Raw genomic sequence first — 17,926 nt, 5'->3', positions numbered from 1 at the left:
CGCGGCTTGCGCCCCCGGCGTGGCCTGTTCTCGAGGAGGACTCAATGTTTACCGGCATCATCGAATCCATCGGCAGCATCCGTTCCATCACCCCCAAGGGCGGCGACGTGCGGGTCTATGTCGAAACCGGCAAGCTCGATCTGAGCGACGTGAAGCTGGGCGACAGCATCGCGGTCAACGGCGTCTGCCTGACCGCGGTCGAGCTGCCGGGCGACGGTTTCTGGGCTGACGTCAGCCGCGAGACCCTCGACTGCACCGCCTTCGACGACCTCAAGAGCGGCAGCCGGGTCAACCTGGAAAAGGCCCTGACGCCGACCACCCGCCTGGGTGGCCATCTGGTCAGCGGCCACGTCGACGGCGTCGGCGAAGTCATCTCGCGCGCCGATAACGCCCGCGCCATCCAGTTCCGCCTGCGCGCGCCGAAGGAACTGGCCAAGTACATCGCCCACAAGGGCTCGATCACCGTCGACGGCACCAGCCTGACGGTCAACCAGGTCGATGGCGCCGAGTTCGAGCTGACCATCGTCCCGCATACCCTGGCCGAGACCATCATGGCCGACTACCGCCCCGGGCGCCGGATCAACCTCGAAGTCGATCTGCTGGCCCGTTACCTGGAGCGCCTGCTCCTGGGCGACAAAGCCGCCGAGCCGAGCAACGGCAGCGGTATTACCGAAAGCTTCCTGGCCGCCAACGGCTACCTGAAATCCTGATTAGAAGGGGGTGCCGCGTGGCGCTCAACACCATCGAAGAACTGGTTGAAGACATCCGCCAGGGCAAAATGGTCATCCTCATGGATGACGAAGATCGCGAAAACGAAGGCGACATCATCATGGCGGCCGAGTGCTGCCTGCCTGAGCACATCAACTTCATGGCCAAGCACGCTCGCGGCCTGATCTGCATGCCGATGACCCGCGAGCGCTGTGAAACCCTGAAGCTGCCGCTGATGGCGCCGCGCAACGGTTCCGGCTTCGGCACCAAGTTCACCGTGTCCATCGAAGCCGCCGAAGGCGTGACCACCGGCATCTCCGCCGCCGACCGCGCCCGCACCGTGCAGGCGGCTGCCGCCAAGGACGCCAAGGCTGAAGATATCGTCAGCCCCGGCCACATCTTTCCGCTGATGGCCCAGCCAGGTGGCACCCTGGCCCGCGCCGGCCACACCGAAGCCGCCTGCGACCTGGCGCGCATGGCCGGTTTCGAGCCGAGCGGGGTGATCTGCGAAGTGATGAACGACGACGGCACCATGTCCCGTCGTCCGGAGCTGGAAGTGTTCGCCGCCGAGCACGGCATCAAGATCGGCACCATCGCCGACCTGATCCACTACCGCATGATCCACGAGCGCACCATCCAGCGCATCGCCGAGCAGCCGCTGGACAGCGAGCTGGGTCACTTCAACCTGGTCACCTACCGCGATTCCGTGGAAGGCGACGTGCACATGGCCCTGACCCTCGGCAAGATCTGCGCCGAAGAGCCGACCCTGGTCCGCGTGCACAACATGGACCCACTGCGCGACCTGCTGCTGGTCAAGCAGCCGGGCCGCTGGAGCCTGCGCGCCGCGATGAGCGCCGTGGCCGACGCCGGTAGCGGCGTGGTGCTGCTGCTGGGTCATCCGCTGGACGGCGACGTGCTGCTGGCGCACATCCGCGAAAGCGCGGGCGATGCCCAGACCAAGACGCCGACCACCTACAGCACCGTCGGTGCCGGTTCGCAGATCCTCCGCGACCTCGGTGTGCGCAAGATGCGCCTGATGAGTTCGCCGATGAAGTTCAACGCGATATCCGGATTCGATCTGGAAGTTGTAGAATACGTGCCCTCCGAATGAGCCGGCGGTGTCTGACCGCTCGCTTTTCGTGACCAAAACTCCCACAGGCCGCGTTTTTGCGGCCTGGCTCTTTAAGATGAGAATCCCGCAATGTCCCTGAAGACCATCGAAGGTACCTTCATTGCCCCCAAAGGTCGCTATGCTTTGGTGGTTGGCCGCTTCAACAGCTTCGTCGTCGAAAGCCTGGTGAGCGGTGCCGTTGACGCCCTGGTTCGTCATGGCGTGAGCGAAAGCGACATCGTTGTCATCCGTGCTCCTGGCGCGTTCGAAATCCCGCTGGTCGCACAGAAAGTCGCCCAACAGGGTGAATACTCGGCAATCATCGCCCTGGGTGCGGTGATCCGTGGCGGTACCCCACACTTCGAATACGTTGCGGGCGAATGCACCAAGGGCCTGGCCCAGGTGTCCATGGAGTTCGGCGTACCGGTTGCTTTCGGTGTCCTGACCGTCGACTCGATCGAACAGGCCATCGAGCGTTCCGGCACCAAGGCCGGCAACAAGGGCGCTGAAGCTGCCCTGTCCGCTCTGGAAATGGTCAGTCTGCTGGCGCAGTTGGAGGCCAAGTGATTAGCGACGAAAGCGATCGTTTCAACCCGCGCGACCCGCAGCCCGCTGATGCAGGCAAGCCGTCGAAAAGCGCCAAGCGTCGTGAAGCCCGCAAGCTCGCGACCCAGGCCCTGTATCAGTGGCACATTGCAAAGCATTCGCTGAACGAGGTCGAAGCGCAGTTCCGGGTCGATAACGATTTCAGCGATGTCGATGGCGCTTACTTCCGGGAGATCCTGCACGGGGTTCCGGCAAGCAAGACCGAAATCGACACCGCGCTCACCCCTTGCCTGGACATGGCCCTGGAAGAGCTCGACCCGGTCGAACTCGCGGTCCTGCGTCTGTCCACCTGGGAACTGCTCAAGCGCGTTGACGTGCCATACCGCGTTGTCATCAACGAAGGTATCGAACTGGCCAAGGTCTTCGGTTCCACTGATGGCCACAAGTTCGTCAACGGCGTGCTCGACAAGCTCGCGCCACGGCTTCGCGAAGCCGAAGTGAAGGCGTTCAAGCGCTGATTCCGGCGCTGCCTGACCATGGGTGAGTTCGAGCTGATCCGCCAGTACTTCGCCGCCGCGCCTTGTGCGCAGGGCGGCGAAGGCATCGCCCTTGGCATCGGTGACGATTGCGCGCTGCTGGCGCCGGCTCCCGGCGAACAGTTGGCAATCTCCACCGATACGCTGGTGGCCGGGGTGCACTTCCCCGCCGTCAGCGACCCTTTCCTGCTCGGCCAGCGCTCGCTGGCGGTAGCGGCCAGCGACCTGGCCGCGATGGGCGCCACCCCGCTTGCCTTTACCCTTGCCTTGACCGTGCCGGACGTCAGTTCCGACTGGTTGCTCGCGTATGCCCAGGGTTTGAACCGGATGGCGACCCAATGCGGGCTGACCCTGATCGGTGGCGACACCACGCGCGGCCCGCTGAGCCTGACCATGACCGTGTTCGGTCGTGTGCCCGTCGGGCAGGCGCTGACCCGTGGCGGCGCGCGGGCGGGCGATCTGGTCTGCGTCGGTGGCGAGCTGGGCAATGCTGCGGGCGCGCTGCCGCTGGTGCTGGGCGAGCGTCAGGCCGATGCAACCCTGGCCGAGCCGCTGTTGTCCCACTATTGGTCGCCTTCGCCGCAATTGGCGCTGGGTCAGGCACTGCGGAACAAGGCCACGGCGGCGCTGGATATTTCCGACGGACTGCTGGCTGACTGCGGGCATATCGCCACGGCCTCGAACGTGGCACTGCGCCTGGAACTGGAGCGGCTGCCGCTGAGTCCGGCGCTGCTTGGCTTCCTCGGTCTGGATCAGGCCCGTCAGGCGGCGCTGACCGGCGGCGATGACTACGTGATCGCCTTCACCCTGCCGCCCGCCGAACTGTCCGGGCTGCGGGACGCCGGCTGGCCGGTGCACGTGGTCGGCCGGGTCGAGGCGGGCAGCGGCGTCAGCCTGCACGACGCCGCTGGCAATGACATCACCCCGGCTGTGCGCGGGTATCAACATTTCAGGGAGACACCGTGACCGACCACCCCAATCAGGTGCCAGCGGAAAACGTTCCGCCATCGGTCTGGCGCAACCCCTGGCATTTCCTCGCGTTCGGCTTCGGCTCCGGCACGCTGCCCAAGGCCCCGGGCACCTGGGGTTCGCTGGTGGCGCTGCCGTTCGTGCCGTTGTGGCAGATGCTGCCGGACTGGGGCTACTGGCTGATGCTCGGGCTGACCATGCTGTTCGGCTTCTGGCTGTGCGGCAAGGTCGCCGATGACCTGGGCGTGCACGATCATGAAGGCATCGTCTGGGACGAGATGGTCGGCATGTGGATCACCCTTTGGCTGGTGCCCGAGGGTTGGCTATGGTTGTTGGCAGGTTTTCTGATGTTCCGCTTTTTCGACATCCTCAAGCCCTGGCCCATCCGCTGGATCGACCGGCATGTGCACGGCGGTGTCGGGATCATGCTCGATGATGTGCTGGCCGGGGTGTTCGCCTGGCTGGCGATGCAAGTGTTGGTATGGAGTCTGATTTAAAGGGAGTCGGCAATGCGTGTATGGCGACAATGGCTGCTGATGCTGGTCATGGCGGCAGGAATGCAGGGAATCGCTGCTGCCGAGGGGCTGCCGCCGCAGGTTCGCCTGGCCAGTGAGAGCTGGCTGGATTACACCAATGCCGATGGCACCGGCCTGGCCTGGGACCTGCTGCGCAAGATCTTCGAGCCTGCCGGGGTCAAGGTGACGGTGCTCAGCGCGCCGTACACCCGCGCCGTCGGCCTGGTCAAACGGGGAGAGGCGGACGCCTGGGTGGGCTCCTACGCCGCCGAAAACGACGACAACCTCTACCCGCGCTGGAATTTCGATTCCGACCATATCTATGCCCTGGGCCTGGCCACTCATCCGCGGCCGACCCTGGAAACCCTCGGCCAGTTTCGCCTGTCCTGGGTCCGCGGCTACGACTATCAGAACTACCTGCCCAATATCACCGGCAACTACCGCGAAGTGCAGCGCCGCGACGGCATCCTGCCGATGCTGGAACGCGAGCGGGTGGATTTCTATATCGATGCGCAGACCGAAGTGGAATACGTGCGCAGCCATGCCGAGCACCCGGATCAATTCCGCAGCACCCATGTGGCAGAACTGCCGTTGTACCTGGCATTTGGCAACACGCCCGAGGGCAAGGCGCTGCGCGAGCTGTTCGACAAGCGCATGGACGTGCTGGTGCCAAGCGGCGAACTGAAGCCGATTTTCCAGCGCTGGAAGCAGCCATACCCGTTCGATCAGTCGGGCAAGTAGGGGCTTTGGGGCAATGGTTCGACGGCTTGGTATCGAACTTTTCGATCTGTTGGCCCAGTAATTCAGCATAAGCAGGTGCGGCAAGCTGCTGTTACAATCGGCCCACGTCAATTTTCATGCATATTCAGGAGCACAAGGTGCCCGTCGTTTTTGTTGCTGCTTCCAAGCTGCCTACTCCTTTCGCGACTTTCACCATGCACGGCTTTCTCGACGAAGCCACTGGCCGCGAGCACGTCGTGCTCAGCCTCGGCGATATCGCCGACGGCCAGCCGGTGCTGGGTCGCCTGCATTCCGAATGCCTGACCGGTGATGCTCTGTTCAGCCAGCGGTGCGATTGTGGTTCCCAGCTCGAAGCGGCCCTGCAGGCCATCGCCCGGGAAGGGCGTGGCGCGCTGCTTTATCTTCGCCAGGAAGGCCGTGGCATTGGTCTGCTGAACAAGATTCGCGCGTATGAGCTGCAGGACGGCGGCGCCGACACCGTCGAGGCCAACGAGCGTCTGGGCTTTGCCGCTGACCTGCGTGACTACGCCATGTGCCGGCCAATGCTGGAGCACCTGGGCATCACCTCGCTGCGCTTGATGACCAACAACCCGCGCAAGGTCAAGGCACTGACCGACATGGGTATCGTGGTCGCCGAGCGTGTGCCGCTGCACACCGGTCACAATCCGCACAACAAACACTACCTGGCCACCAAGGCCGGCAAGCTCGGCCACATGATGGGCAACGAGCACCAGGGTGAGGCCGGCCGGGCGTGACCCGCGGCCAGGTTCGTCGTCGCCTGACCATCGCCTGGTTGCAGTACCTGGCGGTGGCGCTGGCGCCGCTGCTGGTGTTTTCCTGGGCGTTCGGTGGCAGTGAGCCGGTCATTCCGGTCCTGGCCATGCCGATGTTCATTGCCGGCGTGGCATCGATGTTCCTGACCCTGCCGCGTTTCACCGTCTACAAGCACGCGCTGATCGCCACCGGCAAAGCCCTCAATACCGAAGAAGAACCCGCCGCCTGGATCGAACTGGCGCGCGTGCGCCGCCTGGGCATGCTGTTCGCTTGCCTGCCGGCGTGGATCGCCGCGCTGTCGGTGCTGGTCGGTCTGGAAACGGTGCCGCAGATCCTGCTGGCAATCTCCAGCGTGGTCATCCTCTACCTCTACCGCATTCCCCGCCAACTCGCCTGATGCGCGCGCTTTTGTTGCTGGTGGCGCTGGCGTTTGCCTGGCCACTGGCAGCCGCGCCACGGGTGGTCAGCCTGGCGCCTTCGCTGACGGAAATCGTCGTTGAACTGCAGGCCGCCGATCTGCTGGTGGGCGTGCTCGATGCCGGCGAACGTCCGGCGGCCCTGGCGCAGGTTCCTTCGGTGGGACGTTACGGGCAACTCGACCTGGAACGCCTGCTCAGCCTCAAACCCGACCTCGTTCTGCTCTGGCCCGCCAGCGTGCCGTCGGCCCAGCGCGCCCAGCTCGAACGCCTCGGCATCCCGCTGTACACCGCCGAGCCCCATGACCTCGACAGCCTGATCGCGCAGATCGAAGCCATCGGCGAGCGACTGGGCCGGGCCGAATCCGCCCGGCAATACGCCAGCGCACTGCGCGACCGCTTGCAGGCGCTGCGCGCGCAGTACCGTCGCGAACAGCCGGTGCGGGTGTTCTATCAGGTCTGGGACAAGCCGCTGTACACCGTGGGCGCCGGGCAAATCATCAGCGATGCATTGAAGGTCTGTGGCGCACGCAACGTGTTCGACGACCTGCAACTGCCGGCCCCGCAGGTCAGTATCGAAAGCGTGTTGCTGCGCGATCCGCAGGTGATTCTCGCCAGCGACGCGGCGCAATTGGCCGCCTGGAAAAGCTGGACGCAGCTCTCGGCGGTTCGCGCCGGACAGTTGCTGCGTGTGCCGGACAAGGGCCTGGAGCGCCCCAGCGGTCAGATGATCGAGGCCACGGCGAAGTTGTGCCGAACGCTGGCTACAACGCCGGCGTCCAGTTGATCGCCAGCAGCCAGGTGCGACCTTCCTCGCGGTAGCCGTAGTCCGTGCCGAAGTGGTTGTACTGGGCTCGGGCGTAGTCCTTGTCCAGCAGGTTGTCGGCCTTCAGTTCCAGGCGAATCTCCGGCGTCAGCCGCCAACTGGCCCGCGCACCCAACAGACCGTAGCCGCCGAGCTGGCGCTGGTTCTTGTCGTCGGCGTAGCTGCTGCTCACCGCCTGCCAGGACGCGCCGAGGCCAAGGCGGTCGAACTGCCGGTCCAGATCCAGGCTCAGGGTGCGCCGCGCACGGCGTTCCGGGGTGTGGCCGCTGTCGCGGTCGCGCGGGTCCATCAGCGCCACGGCCAACTGGCTCTGCCAGCCGTACCAATCCTGCTTCAGCGCGGCTTCGAAACCGATGATCCGCGCCTGGCTGACGTTGTAGGGAATGTCGCGGAAGATGATCGCGTCGCGCAGGTCGGTGCGGTACAGCGAGGTTTCCAGGCGGCTGTCCTCGCTCAACTGACTGCGCCATTGCAGCTCATAGCTTTTCGAGCGTTCCGGCTTGAGGTTCGGGTTGCCGAAGCCTGGGTAATACAGGTCATTGAAGGTCGGTGCGCGGAAGCCCTCGCTGTAGGACAGCAGCACATCGTTATCGACATTGACCGGCAGCGTCAGGCTGGCGCTCCAGATGTTCTGCCCGCCGAACTGCTGGTTGCGGTCGCGGCGAAGGCCCAGCTCGGTGGAAAAGTGTTCGCCCTGGTAGCGGTGCTGGACGAAGACCGCGCGGTTCCAGCGGCTGTCTTCGGCGAAGTCCACGTTGGCGTGCAGGCGGTCGACATAGGCGTCGCCGCCGAGCATCAGGCTGTGCCGGTCGTTGAGGTTCAGGTCGTTCTGCCAGGTGATGGCGTCGCGGTAGGTGTTGAGCACGTCGGACTGGCTGCTGAGCTTGTCGCGGCTGCGGTCGCGGTTTTCGCTGTGGGCCAGGTCCACGCGGCTGTGCCATTGCTCGGTGATCTGGGCGGCGAGCCAGGTGTCGACGCTGCTGACGGTGAAATCGCTGTACGGGGCCTGCGGGACGACGGCGCCGGTTTCCTCGATGTAGCGTCCGAAGGGATTGTCGAATTCCCGTCGGCCACGGCTGTCCAGCAGGTTGGCGCCGACTTCGAGGTTCTCGCCGAGCTGGTGCGACAGGCTCAGGCTGACGGAGCGGTTGCGGTAGGCGTCGTGGTCGCTGTCGCTCGCGTAGGACTGCCGGGTGTCGTCGATGCCGGCGCTTTCATCCAGGCTGGCGCCGAGGCTGAAGCGGGTGCGCTCGTCGCCGCCGGACAGGCCGAGGCTGCGCTGGACGGTCTGCTGGCTGCCCACGGCCAGACGCAGGTTGGCGTGCAGGTTCTGCTCGCTGCCGCGACGGGTGAAAATCTGGATCACCCCGCCCATGGCATCGCTGCCGTAGATCGCCGAACGCGACCCGCGCAGCACTTCCACCCGTTCGATCTGGCCGATATCGAGGTATTGCAGGCCGCTGTCGCCGGACGAGGTATTGGCGATGCGCTGGCCGTCCACCAACACCAGGCTCTGCGCCGCCTTGGTGCCGCGGATGAAGATCCCCGGCAGGCTGCCGCGACCGCCGGTGCGGGCGACTTGTACGCCGGGGACGCGGGTCAGCAGGTCGGTGACGTTGCTGGGCTGCAGGCGCTCGATGTCGTCGCGGGTGAAGACCGTACTGGCGCTGGCGGACTGGTTGCGGTCCTCGACCTGGCGGTTGGCGCTGATGACCACGTCAGGGAGTTGCAGGGCGGCGTCGCGGTCCAGCGGCTCGGCGAGGAGCGGGGTGGGGAGGCAGAGCAGGAGTGGGGCAAGGCGGGGGATTTTCATTTGGCCGTTCTATCGCTATCGCTGCGGTTTGGCGCCCCGACAAGCGCCCACAGGTATCGTGCGCAGTTCACAACCCTGTGGGAGCTGGCTTGCCAGCGATGAGGTTACAGGCCGAGCCGCTGTAGGCGCTGGCGCACCGCATCTTCGATTCCGGCCTCATCCAGCCCGCATTCAGCGAGCATCTGCGCCGGCTTGGCGTGCTCGACATAAATGTCCGGCAGGCCCAGATGCAGCACCGGCTTGAGCACGGCTTCGCGGGCGAGGAATTCGCTGACCGCGGCACCGGCGCCACCCATGATGGCGTTCTCTTCGATGGTCACCAGCAGGTCGTGAACGGCGGCCAGTTCCAGCACCAGCGCTTCATCCAGCGGTTTGACGAAGCGCATGTCGACCACCGTGGCATCGAGGGTTTCACCGACCTTCAGGGCTTCGGCCAACTGCACGCCGAACACCAGCAGGGCGACCTTGCTGCCCTGGCGGCGGATCACACCCTTGCCGATTTCCAGCGGTTCCAGGCTGTTCTCGATGGTGGCGTTGGGGCCGTTGCCGCGTGGGTAGCGCACCGCCGCCGGACCGTTGTAGAGGTGGCCGGTGTTGAGCATGCGGCGCAGCTCGTTTTCGTCGCTCGGGGTCATCACCAGCATGCCGGGGATGCAGCGCAGGAAGGACAGGTCGAAGCTGCCGGCGTGGGTCGGGCCGTCTTCGCCCACCAGACCGGCGCGGTCGATGGCGAACAGCACGTCGAGGTTCTGCACCGCGACGTCGTGGATCAACTGGTCGTAGGCGCGCTGCAGGAACGTCGAGTAGATCGCCACCACCGGCTTGGAGCCTTCGCAGGCCATGCCCGCGGCCAGGGTCACGGCGTGCTGCTCGGCGATCGCGACGTCGAAGTAGCGCTGTGGATAACGTTCGCTGAAGGCCACCAGGTCGGAGCCTTCCTTCATCGCCGGGGTAATGCCCACCAGACGATCGTCGGCGGCGGCCATGTCGCACAGCCACTGGCCGAACACGGCCGAGTACTTCGGTCCGCCGGCCTTTTTCGGCGCGGCCGGCTTGTCGGCAGGTTCCAGTTTGGTGATGGCGTGGTAGCCGATCGGATCGACCTCGGCCGGGGCGAAGCCCTTGCCCTTCTTGGTCACCACGTGCAGGAACTGCGGACCCTTGAGGTCGCGCATGTTGCGCAGGGTGGCGATCAGGGTCGGCAGGTCGTGGCCGTCGATCGGGCCGATGTAGTTCCAGCCCAGCTCTTCGAACAGCGTGCCGGGGACCAGCATGCCCTTGGCGTATTCTTCGGTGCGGCGGGCGATTTCCCAGGCGCCGGGCAGGCGCGACAGCACTTTCTTGCTGCCTTCGCGCATGCTCGCGTAAGTGCGGCTGGAGAGGATCTTGGCCAGGTAGTTGGACAGCCCGCCGACGTTGCGCGAGATCGACATGTCGTTGTCGTTGAGGATCACCAGCATGTCGGCGTTGACTTCCTGGGCGTGGTTCAACGCCTCGAAGGCCATGCCGGCGGTCAGGGCGCCGTCGCCGATCACCGCGATGGACTTGCGCGACTCGTTGCGCAGGCGGGCGGCGATGGCCATGCCCAGCGCGGCGCTGATCGAGGTGCTGGAGTGACCGACGCCGAAGGTGTCGTACTCGCTTTCACTGCGGCGCGGGAAGGCGGCGATGCCGTCTTTCTGGCGCAGGGTGTTCATGCGCTGGCGGCGGCCGGTGAGGATCTTGTGCGGGTAGGCCTGGTGCCCGACGTCCCACACCAGACGGTCGTCCGGCGTGTCGAAGACGTAATGCAGGGCAACCGTCAGCTCGATGACGCCCAGGCCGGCACCGAAGTGCCCGCCGGTCTGACCAACGGTATAGAGCAACTCCTGACGCAGTTCGTCAGCCAGGTTCTCCAGGTCGGCTTCGGCCAGACGACGCAGGCCGGCTGGCGTATCGGCACGGTCAAGCAGCGGCGTGACCGGGCGTTCGCGGGGGATCTCTTGAAACGTCGTGGGCATCAGGCGAGTCGTTATAGGTTTGAAGACGCGGAAGTTTACCCCATTGGGGAGTGACTGCCCATTTTGGGGTGACTGCGATAAGGCCTGTAAATCAGTTACGTCGTTCGACGATATACCGCGCCAGCGCCCGCAGCGGCTCGGCGGCTGCGTCAAACGGCCGCAAGGCGTCGAGGGCCTGGTCGCGGAGTTCCAGGGCGTAGGCCTTGGCCGCGTCGAGGCCGAGCAGGGCCGGGTAGGTCGGTTTGTCACGGGCGATATCGGCGCCCTGGCGCTTGCCGAGGGTCTCGGTGTCGCTTTCGACGTCGAGGATATCGTCCTGCACCTGGAAGGCCAGGCCGATGGCCTGGGCGTACTGTTGCAGGGCCTGCAGTTCAGCGTCGCCAGCCCGGTTGCTGGCCAGTGCACCGATGCGCACGCTGGCTTCTATCAGCGCGCCGGTCTTGTGCCGGTGCATGAATTCGAGCGCGGTCTGGTCAAGTTTCAAACCCACCGAGCCGAGGTCGATGGCCTGGCCGCCGACCATGCCGGCAGGACCTGCGGCGCTGGCCAGGGTCTGCACCATGGCGATGCGGATGGCGTCGCTCTGCGGGCTCAGGCGCGGGTCGAGCAGGGCGCTGAAGGCCAGGCTCTGCAGGCCGTCGCCGGCGAGGATCGCGCAGGCTTCGTCGAAGGCCTTGTGGGTGGTCGGCTGGCCACGGCGCAGGTCGTCGTCGTCCATGGCCGGCAGGTCGTCGTGCACCAGCGAGTAGGCGTGGATCAGTTCAACCGCGCAGGCCGCGCCGTTGGCCTGTTCGGCCGCGCCGCCCAGCGCTTCGCAGGCCGCATAGGCGAGCAGCGGGCGGACCCGCTTGCCGCCGTTCATCACGCTGTAGCGCATGGCTTCGTAGAGGCGGGTCAGTTCGACCGAAGGTGGTTGGAACAGATGCTCCAATGCGCCATCGACACGGGCCTGGCAACTGTCCTGGTACGCCTTGATCATTGTTCTTGTTCCGCGTCGAAGGGCTCCGCGGCGAGTTCGCCGTCGCGCTCCAGCAGGATCTGCACTTTCTGCTCGGCCTGGGTCAGGGCGCCCTGGCAGTCACGGGTCAGGCGGATGCCTTGTTCGAAGGCGGTCAACGAGTCTTCCAGCGACAGTTCGCCGTTCTCCAGACGCTCGACCAGGGCTTGCAGGTCAGCGAGGGATTGCTCGAAATCGATGGCGGCTTTTTTTCGGGCCATGGCGGCTATCTCGGTGGCTGTCGGAACGGCGCGACACTAGCAGAGCAGGGCAGTGGGGGCAAATCAGGGGCCGCTTCTTTTGTCGTATTCGAACACTGTCCGGCGCGTTGTGGGGGCTTATGGCTCTCTGCCATAATCGCCGCCGCTCTGCGCCCAGACGTTCCTGTCGTGTCCGCGCCCCTCCCGTCGTTGCGTAATGGACTACGTTGTGAGCTTTCTTTCGATCGAGTTCGGTCTCGCCTTCATTCTGTTCTTCGCCCTGTACTGGAGCCTGTGCTGGAATCTCCGGTTGCAGAACGCCGTGTTGCTGGCGGCCAGTTATGGCCTAGTCTTCAGTTTCAGCCCGTGGGCCCTTTATGTGCTGCTGGGGTATACCGCGGCGGTGTGGTTGCTCGGGCGTCTGGCGGGGCGTTATCCGGGGCGCAGCCTCAATACGCTGTTGCTCCTGGTGCTGGTGCTTGGCGGCTTCTATTGGTTCAAGTACCAGGAGTTCTTCGTCGGTGGCGTGCAGGCCGCGCTGACGGGGCTTGGCCTGAGCGTCTCGCTGCCGTTGTTGCAGTTGCTGGTGCCGATCGGCTTTTCCTTCTATGCCTTCCATTCGGTCAGTTACCTGGTGTCGATCAACCGCCGCGAGCTGGCGCCGGCTCCGCTGCTGGACCTTGCGCTGTACCTGGCGTTCTTCCCCAGCCTGGTGGCCGGGCCGGTCAATCGCGCCACGCACCTGCTGCCGCAGATTCGTCCGCCACAGATGCGTCAGTTGCTGGAACCGCAGCGCGCCCTCGGGCTGATCGCTCTGGCGGTGGTCAAGGTGTTCCTGCTCAGCGGCTGGCTGGCCAGCGAGTGGGTGGACCCGGTGTTCGAGACGCCCGGTAATTTCTCCGCCGAGCGCATCCTGCTGGCGGTGTATGGCTACAGCGTGCAGATCTATCTGAACTTCAGCGGTTATACCCATCTGGTCACCGGCATCGCCCTGCTGCTGGGCTTTCGTCTGCCGGTCAACTTCGATGCGCCGTACGCTGCGCGCAATCTGCGGGAGTTCTGGAGCCGCTGGCATATCAGCCTGTCCACCTTCATCCGCGACTACATCTATATCCCGCTGGGCGGCAACCGCCACGGCGCCTGGTTCGCCACGCTGTACATGTTCCTGGCCATGCTGATCTCCGGGCTCTGGCATGGCGCGAGCGTGAATTTCCTGGTGTGGGGCGCGCTGCACGGTTTCGGGCTGGCGCTGTACAAGCTTTCAAATCACTGGCTGCCGCAGCCGCCGCGCTGGCCGGGCGCGGATTTGCTGGCGCGGCTGCTGACGTTTCACTACGTGGCGTTCGCCTGGATCTTCTTCCGCAGCACCAGCCTGGATGGCGCGCTGGATATGCTCGCCGGGCTTGGCGGCCTGTCCGTTGCCGGTTTGTCCGGCGCTACCGGGGCGCTGCTACTGGCCTGCATTGCCGCGCTGGCGATTTATCCACAGGCACTGCTGCTGATGCGCCGGGGCTTCGCCGCCAGCAGCCGCTTGCCGTGGCAGTTCTATCCGCTACCGCTGGCGCTGTTCCTCGCGCTGGTCATCTTCGCCGCGCCGTCGGGTGTGCCGGGGTTCATCTATGCCGGCTTCTGATATCCGTCACCTGTTCAACACGCAACTGGGCGCGGCGCGGGTGCTGTATGCGCTGCTGTTGACCAGCGTGCTGCTGGTCTGGCTGAACCAGCAGTCCATCGCCCTGTATTGCCAGCAGAAATACCATCAGAGCTGTGAACTGCCCGGTGTTGGGCAAAGCACGTTGTGGCGCCTGGGCGGCAACCTGAACCAAGCATTCGCCGACGCCCGCGAGCGCTTTGTCGACAGCCTCCGCGAGCAACTGGCCGAGGCGCCGCCAGCACCGCCAGCACCCGTGGTGGAAGCGCCGGTGATGGTCGAACTGCCGCCGAACATGCCGGTGGTGACCGTGGACATCGCCGCGCCAGCCCCGAAGCCCGCGCCTGCGCCGCCGCCCGTACCGCCACCGGCAAAAGCCAGGCCGGTGGTCGCCGCCGCAGTTGCGCCGCCAGCCGCGAAGGCGCAGCCCATAGCGCCGGCGCCCGCGATGCCCGTGCCGATGCCCGTGCCGATGGGGTCGCCGGTCGTCACCCTGAGCAGCGGTGATGAAGTGTTTCTGGTCGGTGACTCGATGATGCAGGGCGTGGCGCCGCACCTGTCCAACACCCTGCTCAAGCGTTACGGCATTCGCAGCGTCAACCTCAGCCGGCAGAGCACCGGGCTTGCTTACCCGGGCTTCTTCAACTGGCCGCAGACGGTGAGCCGGACCTTGAATGAGCGCCCGAAGATCCGTCTGATGGTGGTGTTCCTTGGTCCCAACGATCCGTGGGACATGCCGCAAGGCAAGGGCAAGCCGTTCTTGCGTTTCAGGACGGCGCCCTGGGAGCAGGCCTACCGCCAGCGCATCGACACGATGTTCGAACAGGCGCAGGCCCATGGCGTGCAAGTGATCTGGGTCGGCCCGCCGAACATGCAGCAGGCGCGGCTGTCCACGGCGATGAACTATCTCAGCGGCCTGTACCGGCAGCAGGCGCTGCAGCACCGCCAGCACTATGTGTCGGCCAACGCCGTGCTGGGTTACAGGGCTGACGAATTTTCCTATACCGTGCAGAACAGCCAAGGCGGCCAGCTCCGCACTCGCGCTGACGACGGGATTCACTTCACCATTCCCGGGCAAAAGCTGATCGCCAACCAGGTGTTGTCGCTGATCGCGTTTCCCGGCCCCACCGTGACGGGACATTGAGATGCGCCGAGCCCCCTGTTTTTTCGCCCTGCTCGTGCTCAGTTGCCTGTTGCCGGGTTGCAGCCCGAACGCGGCGATGGAGGTACCGCGCGCCGCGCCGGTCAGCCGCGATGGCAACCTCGGCGTGCTGGCCGGCAAGCTGCGTTCCGCGGCGCGGGCGCCGGTGAACATCGTCCAGTTCGGCGACTCGCACACGGCCGCCGATATCTTCAGTGGCGAACTGCGCCGCTTGTTCCAGGCCGAGTACGGCGATGGCGGGATTGGCCTGGTGGCGGCGACGCCGGTGCCCGGCACCCGTTACGAGCAGGTGGTGCTCAAGGCCGCGGAGTCGCAGTGGCAACTGGTGTCGGCGCGCAACCAGCACAGTGAGCAGTTCCCGCTGGGCGGTTACTTGTCACTGCCGCAGGCATCGAAGGCCACGGTGCGCATCGACGCGCGCCAGCCGGACGACAAGCGTTACCGGGTCTCGGCGCTGTACCAGGCGCAACAACATGCCAGCCTCAACGCCCGCGACGGCACCAACCCCGACCGCCGTCTGATGCTCGCCGCCACCGGCGGGCAATGGCGCTTCAGTCCGGTGCTGAACAACGCACGGCTGCCGCTGGAACTGTCCGTCGAGGCGCCAGCGGGCGAGGCGCTGGGCGGCTGGTATATCCAGGGCCAGAAGAATGCCGGGGTGACCCTGTCCGCGCTGGGCATCAATGGCGCGCAACTGGAAGTGATGAGCAAGTGGCAGGCTGGCTGGCAGGAGAGCCTCAAGGCGCTGCGGCCGGATCTGGTGATTCTGGCCTACGGCACCAATGAAGCCTTCGACCCTCGGCTGGACCTGGACCAGTACCGACAGCAACTGACCCACACCCTCGCCGAACTGCGCCGGCAGATGCCGCGGGCGGTGTTGCTGCTGGTCGGCCCGCCGGACTCCATCAAACAGCGCAATGCCCAAGGCTGCGCGGCGCGCATGCCGGGGCCGCTGCCGGCGATCATCGACATTCAGCGGGACGTGGCGAAGGCGTCTGGGGCGTTGTTCTGGGATTGGCAGGCGTTCATGGGCGGCGAGTGCTCGATCCTGCAGTGGCAGGCAAGCGGCTTGGCGCGGGGCGATCTGATTCATCTGAGCGCCGAAGGGTATCGGCGCAGTGCGGGTGGGTTGTATGGGTTCTTGCGGGGGCAGTTGGGGGTGAAGTGAAGCATCGCTGGCTCGCATCTTTCAATCATGTGGTGATTGGAAGGCGCTTGTCATAAAGCCGGGCAATGGCTACCAAGTGCATGTCGTAAGTTTTCCAGCGCTCTTGAGATCGAGCGCCGCCCGCGCGGCGCTCGGTCTCAAGAACTCTGAAAAACTGTCGGCTAGAACCTGGTAGCCGCTACCCGATCTCCGGACTGGCGCCTCATGGCCGTCATGCAGCCATGAGGTTCTGCCTCAGTTCTTCGCCGTTTTAACCCCAGGCTCCAGCTTCACCGTTTCTTCCAGGGTGAACCGCCCCAACGGGTTCTGCAGGAAGTTCTGGATATTGCTGCGTGAGATGTTGATGTACGGGCTGTAGTACAGGTCGATCCAGTGCACGTCCTGTTTCGCCAGTTTCTGCAGTTCCTGATACATCTGCCCGCGCTTGACCGGGTCGGTTTCGATCCGCGCCGCGGCGACCAGATCCTTGACCGTGTCGTTCTTGTAGCGGGTCATGTAGTTCTGGTTGGTGTCATCGCCCAGCACGAAGGTGCTCTTCTGGTCCGGGTCGGGCACGTCGTTGGTCCAGTACATCACCGACAGGTCGTAGTCGCCGTCCACCAGCATCTGCCAGCTCGCGGTCGGGTCAACCTTCTGCAGGGTGGCGGTGATGCCGACGTCGGCCAGTTGCTTCTGCACCAGCACGGCAATCTGCTCGTCGGCCTCGTTGCCGGCGTTGACCACGTAGTTGACCTTGAGGCCTTCGGCGCCGGCCTTTTTCAGCAACTCGCGGGCCTTGGCCGGGTCGTACGGGCGTTGCAGGTTGTCGGCGTTGTGGTACAGCGAGCCTTTGGGAATGTACGAGTACGCCACTTCGCCATGGCCGAAGGTCACGGTGTTGACCAGGGCTTTCTTGTCGATCGCCAGATCGATCGCCTCGCGCACTTCCGCTTTGCCCAGCAGGCCTTTGGAGTGGTTGATCAGCAGGTGATCTTCCCGGGTCGACGGGTCGATATGGATGTTCAGGTTCTTGTCTTTCTGCAGCGCGTCGACGCGGGAGAACGGCACGAAGATCGCCGTGTCCAGTTCGCCGGCCTGCACCTTGAGCATGCGGGTGTTGTCATCGGGGATGGAGATCCACTCCACGCCATCCAGGCTGACCTTGTCGGCCTCCCAGAAGTTAGGGTTCTTCTCCAGGATTACCCGGTCGCCACGCAGCCATTCCTTGACCTTGAACGCACCGGAGGTCACCGGGTCCTGGGCGTAGGCGTCCTCGCCGATCTTGTCCATGGCCTTCTTCGACAGGATCGAGACGTTGGCGGTGCCCAGTTGCGCGAGGAACGGCACCGACTTGTTCTTCAGGGTCACCACCAGGGTGCGGTCATCCGGCGTTTCGGCCTTGTCGATGATCTTGTAGGAGTCGGCCCACAGCGAGGCGGGGTTGTCGCGGATGCGCAGCAGCGAGAAGGCGGCGTCGCTGGCGGTGAGGGGCGAGCCGTCGGAGAACTTGGCATCGCGGATCTTGAAGGTGTAGGTCAGGCCGTCATCGGAAACCTTCCAGCTTTCCGCCAGCCCCGGGATCAGTTTGGTGCCGCTGTTGTCCACGCGGATCAGCACGTCGTAGACGTTGGCGAAGACCCAACTGTCGCGGTTCTGCGCGCTCTTGATCGGGTCGAAGGTGGTGCTTTCCTCACGGCAGCCGATGGTCAATACCCCCGCCGCGTGGGCCAGGCCACTGGTCAGGGCGCTGGCGGCCAGCAATGCTGCGGTGAGTAACTTCAATGCTCCGGGTTTCATGCTCAAGCTCCTTTTGA

Annotated in this window: 18 protein-coding genes; 13 read left to right on the top strand and 5 right to left on the bottom strand. The window is 65.0% G+C overall.

The features are described 5' to 3' along the window. Positions 1–44 precede the first annotated feature (44 nt). The 10 genes from NTD82_RS00640 (at position 45) to NTD82_RS00595 (ending at position 7,103) form a co-directional block, all read left to right on the top strand. Complete coding sequence (locus NTD82_RS00640; protein ID WP_095159374.1) at positions 45–710, top strand: riboflavin synthase; 666 nt, start codon at positions 45–47, stop codon at positions 708–710. Positions 711–727: 17 nt separating this feature from the next. Then, the gene (gene ribBA / locus NTD82_RS00635) at positions 728–1,819 is read left to right on the top strand and encodes a bifunctional 3,4-dihydroxy-2-butanone-4-phosphate synthase/GTP cyclohydrolase II (protein WP_095159373.1); all 1,092 of its coding nucleotides are present in this window, start codon (positions 728–730) and stop codon (positions 1,817–1,819) included. A gap of 90 nt (positions 1,820–1,909) precedes the next feature. Then, positions 1,910–2,386, top strand: coding sequence for a 6,7-dimethyl-8-ribityllumazine synthase (ribE, locus tag NTD82_RS00630; protein WP_095159372.1), 477 nt, complete (start codon positions 1,910–1,912; stop codon positions 2,384–2,386). Further along, the gene (nusB, locus tag NTD82_RS00625; protein WP_095159371.1) at positions 2,383–2,883 is read left to right on the top strand and encodes a transcription antitermination factor NusB; all 501 of its coding nucleotides are present in this window, start codon (positions 2,383–2,385) and stop codon (positions 2,881–2,883) included. Before ribE ends, nusB begins: the two co-directional genes overlap by 4 nt. An 18-nt stretch (positions 2,884–2,901) precedes the next feature. After that, a complete protein-coding gene (thiL, locus tag NTD82_RS00620; protein WP_262127413.1) occupies positions 2,902–3,867 on the top strand; it encodes a thiamine-phosphate kinase in 966 nt (321 codons plus the stop codon). After that, positions 3,864–4,367 carry a phosphatidylglycerophosphatase A gene (locus NTD82_RS00615; RefSeq protein ID WP_262127412.1) on the top strand — a complete coding sequence of 168 codons (504 nt, stop codon included), beginning with the start codon at positions 3,864–3,866 and terminating at the stop codon, positions 4,365–4,367. Before thiL ends, NTD82_RS00615 begins: the two co-directional genes overlap by 4 nt. Before the next feature lie 12 nt (positions 4,368–4,379). Beyond that, on the top strand, positions 4,380–5,126 hold the full coding sequence (locus NTD82_RS00610; protein ID WP_095159368.1) for a substrate-binding periplasmic protein: 747 nt from the start codon (positions 4,380–4,382) through the stop codon (positions 5,124–5,126). Positions 5,127–5,263: 137 nt separating this feature from the next. Further along, entirely contained in the window at positions 5,264–5,881 is a 618-nt protein-coding gene (gene ribA, locus NTD82_RS00605) for a GTP cyclohydrolase II (RefSeq protein ID WP_175653510.1), read from the top strand. Further along, positions 5,878–6,297, top strand: a complete 420-nt coding sequence (locus NTD82_RS00600) for an MFS transporter (protein ID WP_175653511.1) — start codon at positions 5,878–5,880, stop codon at positions 6,295–6,297. The genes ribA and NTD82_RS00600 overlap by 4 nt, the downstream gene beginning before the upstream one ends. Then, positions 6,297–7,103, top strand: coding sequence for a cobalamin-binding protein (locus NTD82_RS00595; protein ID WP_262127411.1), 807 nt, complete (start codon positions 6,297–6,299; stop codon positions 7,101–7,103). Before NTD82_RS00600 ends, NTD82_RS00595 begins: the two co-directional genes overlap by 1 nt. Here NTD82_RS00595 and NTD82_RS00590 read toward each other — a convergent pair. The 4 genes from NTD82_RS00590 to NTD82_RS00575 form a co-directional block, all read right to left on the bottom strand. Continuing rightward, the gene (locus tag NTD82_RS00590; RefSeq protein WP_262127410.1) at positions 7,081–8,955 is read right to left on the bottom strand and encodes a TonB-dependent receptor domain-containing protein; all 1,875 of its coding nucleotides are present in this window, start codon (positions 8,953–8,955) and stop codon (positions 7,081–7,083) included. The genes NTD82_RS00595 and NTD82_RS00590 overlap by 23 nt on opposite strands. A 104-nt stretch (positions 8,956–9,059) precedes the next feature. Beyond that, positions 9,060–10,955 (bottom strand): 1-deoxy-D-xylulose-5-phosphate synthase, encoded by a 1,896-nt coding sequence (gene dxs / locus NTD82_RS00585; RefSeq protein ID WP_262127409.1) that lies wholly within the window; start codon positions 10,953–10,955, stop codon positions 9,060–9,062. A 91-nt stretch (positions 10,956–11,046) separates the two neighbouring features. Further along, positions 11,047–11,934, bottom strand: a complete 888-nt coding sequence (gene ispA, locus NTD82_RS00580) for a (2E,6E)-farnesyl diphosphate synthase (RefSeq protein WP_095159362.1) — start codon at positions 11,932–11,934, stop codon at positions 11,047–11,049. Then, positions 11,931–12,173, bottom strand: coding sequence for an exodeoxyribonuclease VII small subunit (locus NTD82_RS00575; RefSeq protein WP_095159361.1), 243 nt, complete (start codon positions 12,171–12,173; stop codon positions 11,931–11,933). The genes ispA and NTD82_RS00575 overlap by 4 nt, the downstream gene beginning before the upstream one ends. 208 nt (positions 12,174–12,381) lie before the next feature. On the opposite strand from NTD82_RS00575, the gene NTD82_RS00570 reads away from it, so the two are divergent. Genes NTD82_RS00570 through NTD82_RS00560 form a run of 3 tightly spaced genes read left to right on the top strand, consistent with a single transcriptional unit; the run spans position 12,382 to position 16,133 of the window. After that, entirely contained in the window at positions 12,382–13,785 is a 1,404-nt protein-coding gene (locus NTD82_RS00570) for an MBOAT family O-acyltransferase (protein ID WP_262127408.1), read from the top strand. Further along, positions 13,772–14,947 (top strand): DUF459 domain-containing protein, encoded by a 1,176-nt coding sequence (locus NTD82_RS00565; RefSeq protein ID WP_262127407.1) that lies wholly within the window; start codon positions 13,772–13,774, stop codon positions 14,945–14,947. The genes NTD82_RS00570 and NTD82_RS00565 overlap by 14 nt, the downstream gene beginning before the upstream one ends. A gap of 1 nt (position 14,948) precedes the next feature. Then, a complete protein-coding gene (locus tag NTD82_RS00560) occupies positions 14,949–16,133 on the top strand; it encodes an SGNH/GDSL hydrolase family protein (RefSeq protein ID WP_262127406.1) in 1,185 nt (394 codons plus the stop codon). Between the two features lie 234 nt (positions 16,134–16,367). Here NTD82_RS00560 and NTD82_RS00555 read toward each other — a convergent pair whose 3' ends face one another. Then, entirely contained in the window at positions 16,368–17,909 is a 1,542-nt protein-coding gene (locus tag NTD82_RS00555) for an ABC transporter substrate-binding protein (protein ID WP_095159357.1), read from the bottom strand. Between the last annotated feature and the right edge of the window lie 17 nt (positions 17,910–17,926).

Source organism: Pseudomonas sp. 5P_5.1_Bac1 (assembly GCF_025466015.1).
Lineage (GTDB): Bacteria > Pseudomonadota > Gammaproteobacteria > Pseudomonadales > Pseudomonadaceae > Aquipseudomonas.
This window is presented reverse-complemented; position numbering and strand designations above follow the sequence as displayed.

What these genes read in the sequence shown, in the direction of transcription:
- NTD82_RS00640 (WP_095159374.1), top strand. Translation starts at nt 45, where the DNA reads ATGTTTACCGGCATCATCGAATCCATCGGCAGCATCCGTTCCATCACC.
- ribE (WP_095159372.1), top strand. Translation starts at nt 1,910, where the DNA reads ATGTCCCTGAAGACCATCGAAGGTACCTTCATTGCCCCCAAAGGTCGC.
- thiL (WP_262127413.1), top strand. Translation starts at nt 2,902, where the DNA reads ATGGGTGAGTTCGAGCTGATCCGCCAGTACTTCGCCGCCGCGCCTTGT.
- NTD82_RS00610 (WP_095159368.1), top strand. Translation starts at nt 4,380, where the DNA reads ATGCGTGTATGGCGACAATGGCTGCTGATGCTGGTCATGGCGGCAGGA.
- NTD82_RS00595 (WP_262127411.1), top strand. Translation starts at nt 6,297, where the DNA reads ATGCGCGCGCTTTTGTTGCTGGTGGCGCTGGCGTTTGCCTGGCCACTG.
- NTD82_RS00590 (WP_262127410.1), bottom strand. Translation starts at nt 8,955, where the DNA reads ATGAAAATCCCCCGCCTTGCCCCACTCCTGCTCTGCCTCCCCACCCCG.
- dxs (WP_262127409.1), bottom strand. Translation starts at nt 10,955, where the DNA reads ATGCCCACGACGTTTCAAGAGATCCCCCGCGAACGCCCGGTCACGCCG.
- ispA (WP_095159362.1), bottom strand. Translation starts at nt 11,934, where the DNA reads ATGATCAAGGCGTACCAGGACAGTTGCCAGGCCCGTGTCGATGGCGCA.
- NTD82_RS00575 (WP_095159361.1), bottom strand. Translation starts at nt 12,173, where the DNA reads ATGGCCCGAAAAAAAGCCGCCATCGATTTCGAGCAATCCCTCGCTGAC.
- NTD82_RS00565 (WP_262127407.1), top strand. Translation starts at nt 13,772, where the DNA reads ATGCCGGCTTCTGATATCCGTCACCTGTTCAACACGCAACTGGGCGCG.
- NTD82_RS00560 (WP_262127406.1), top strand. Translation starts at nt 14,949, where the DNA reads ATGCGCCGAGCCCCCTGTTTTTTCGCCCTGCTCGTGCTCAGTTGCCTG.
- NTD82_RS00555 (WP_095159357.1), bottom strand. Translation starts at nt 17,909, where the DNA reads ATGAAACCCGGAGCATTGAAGTTACTCACCGCAGCATTGCTGGCCGCC.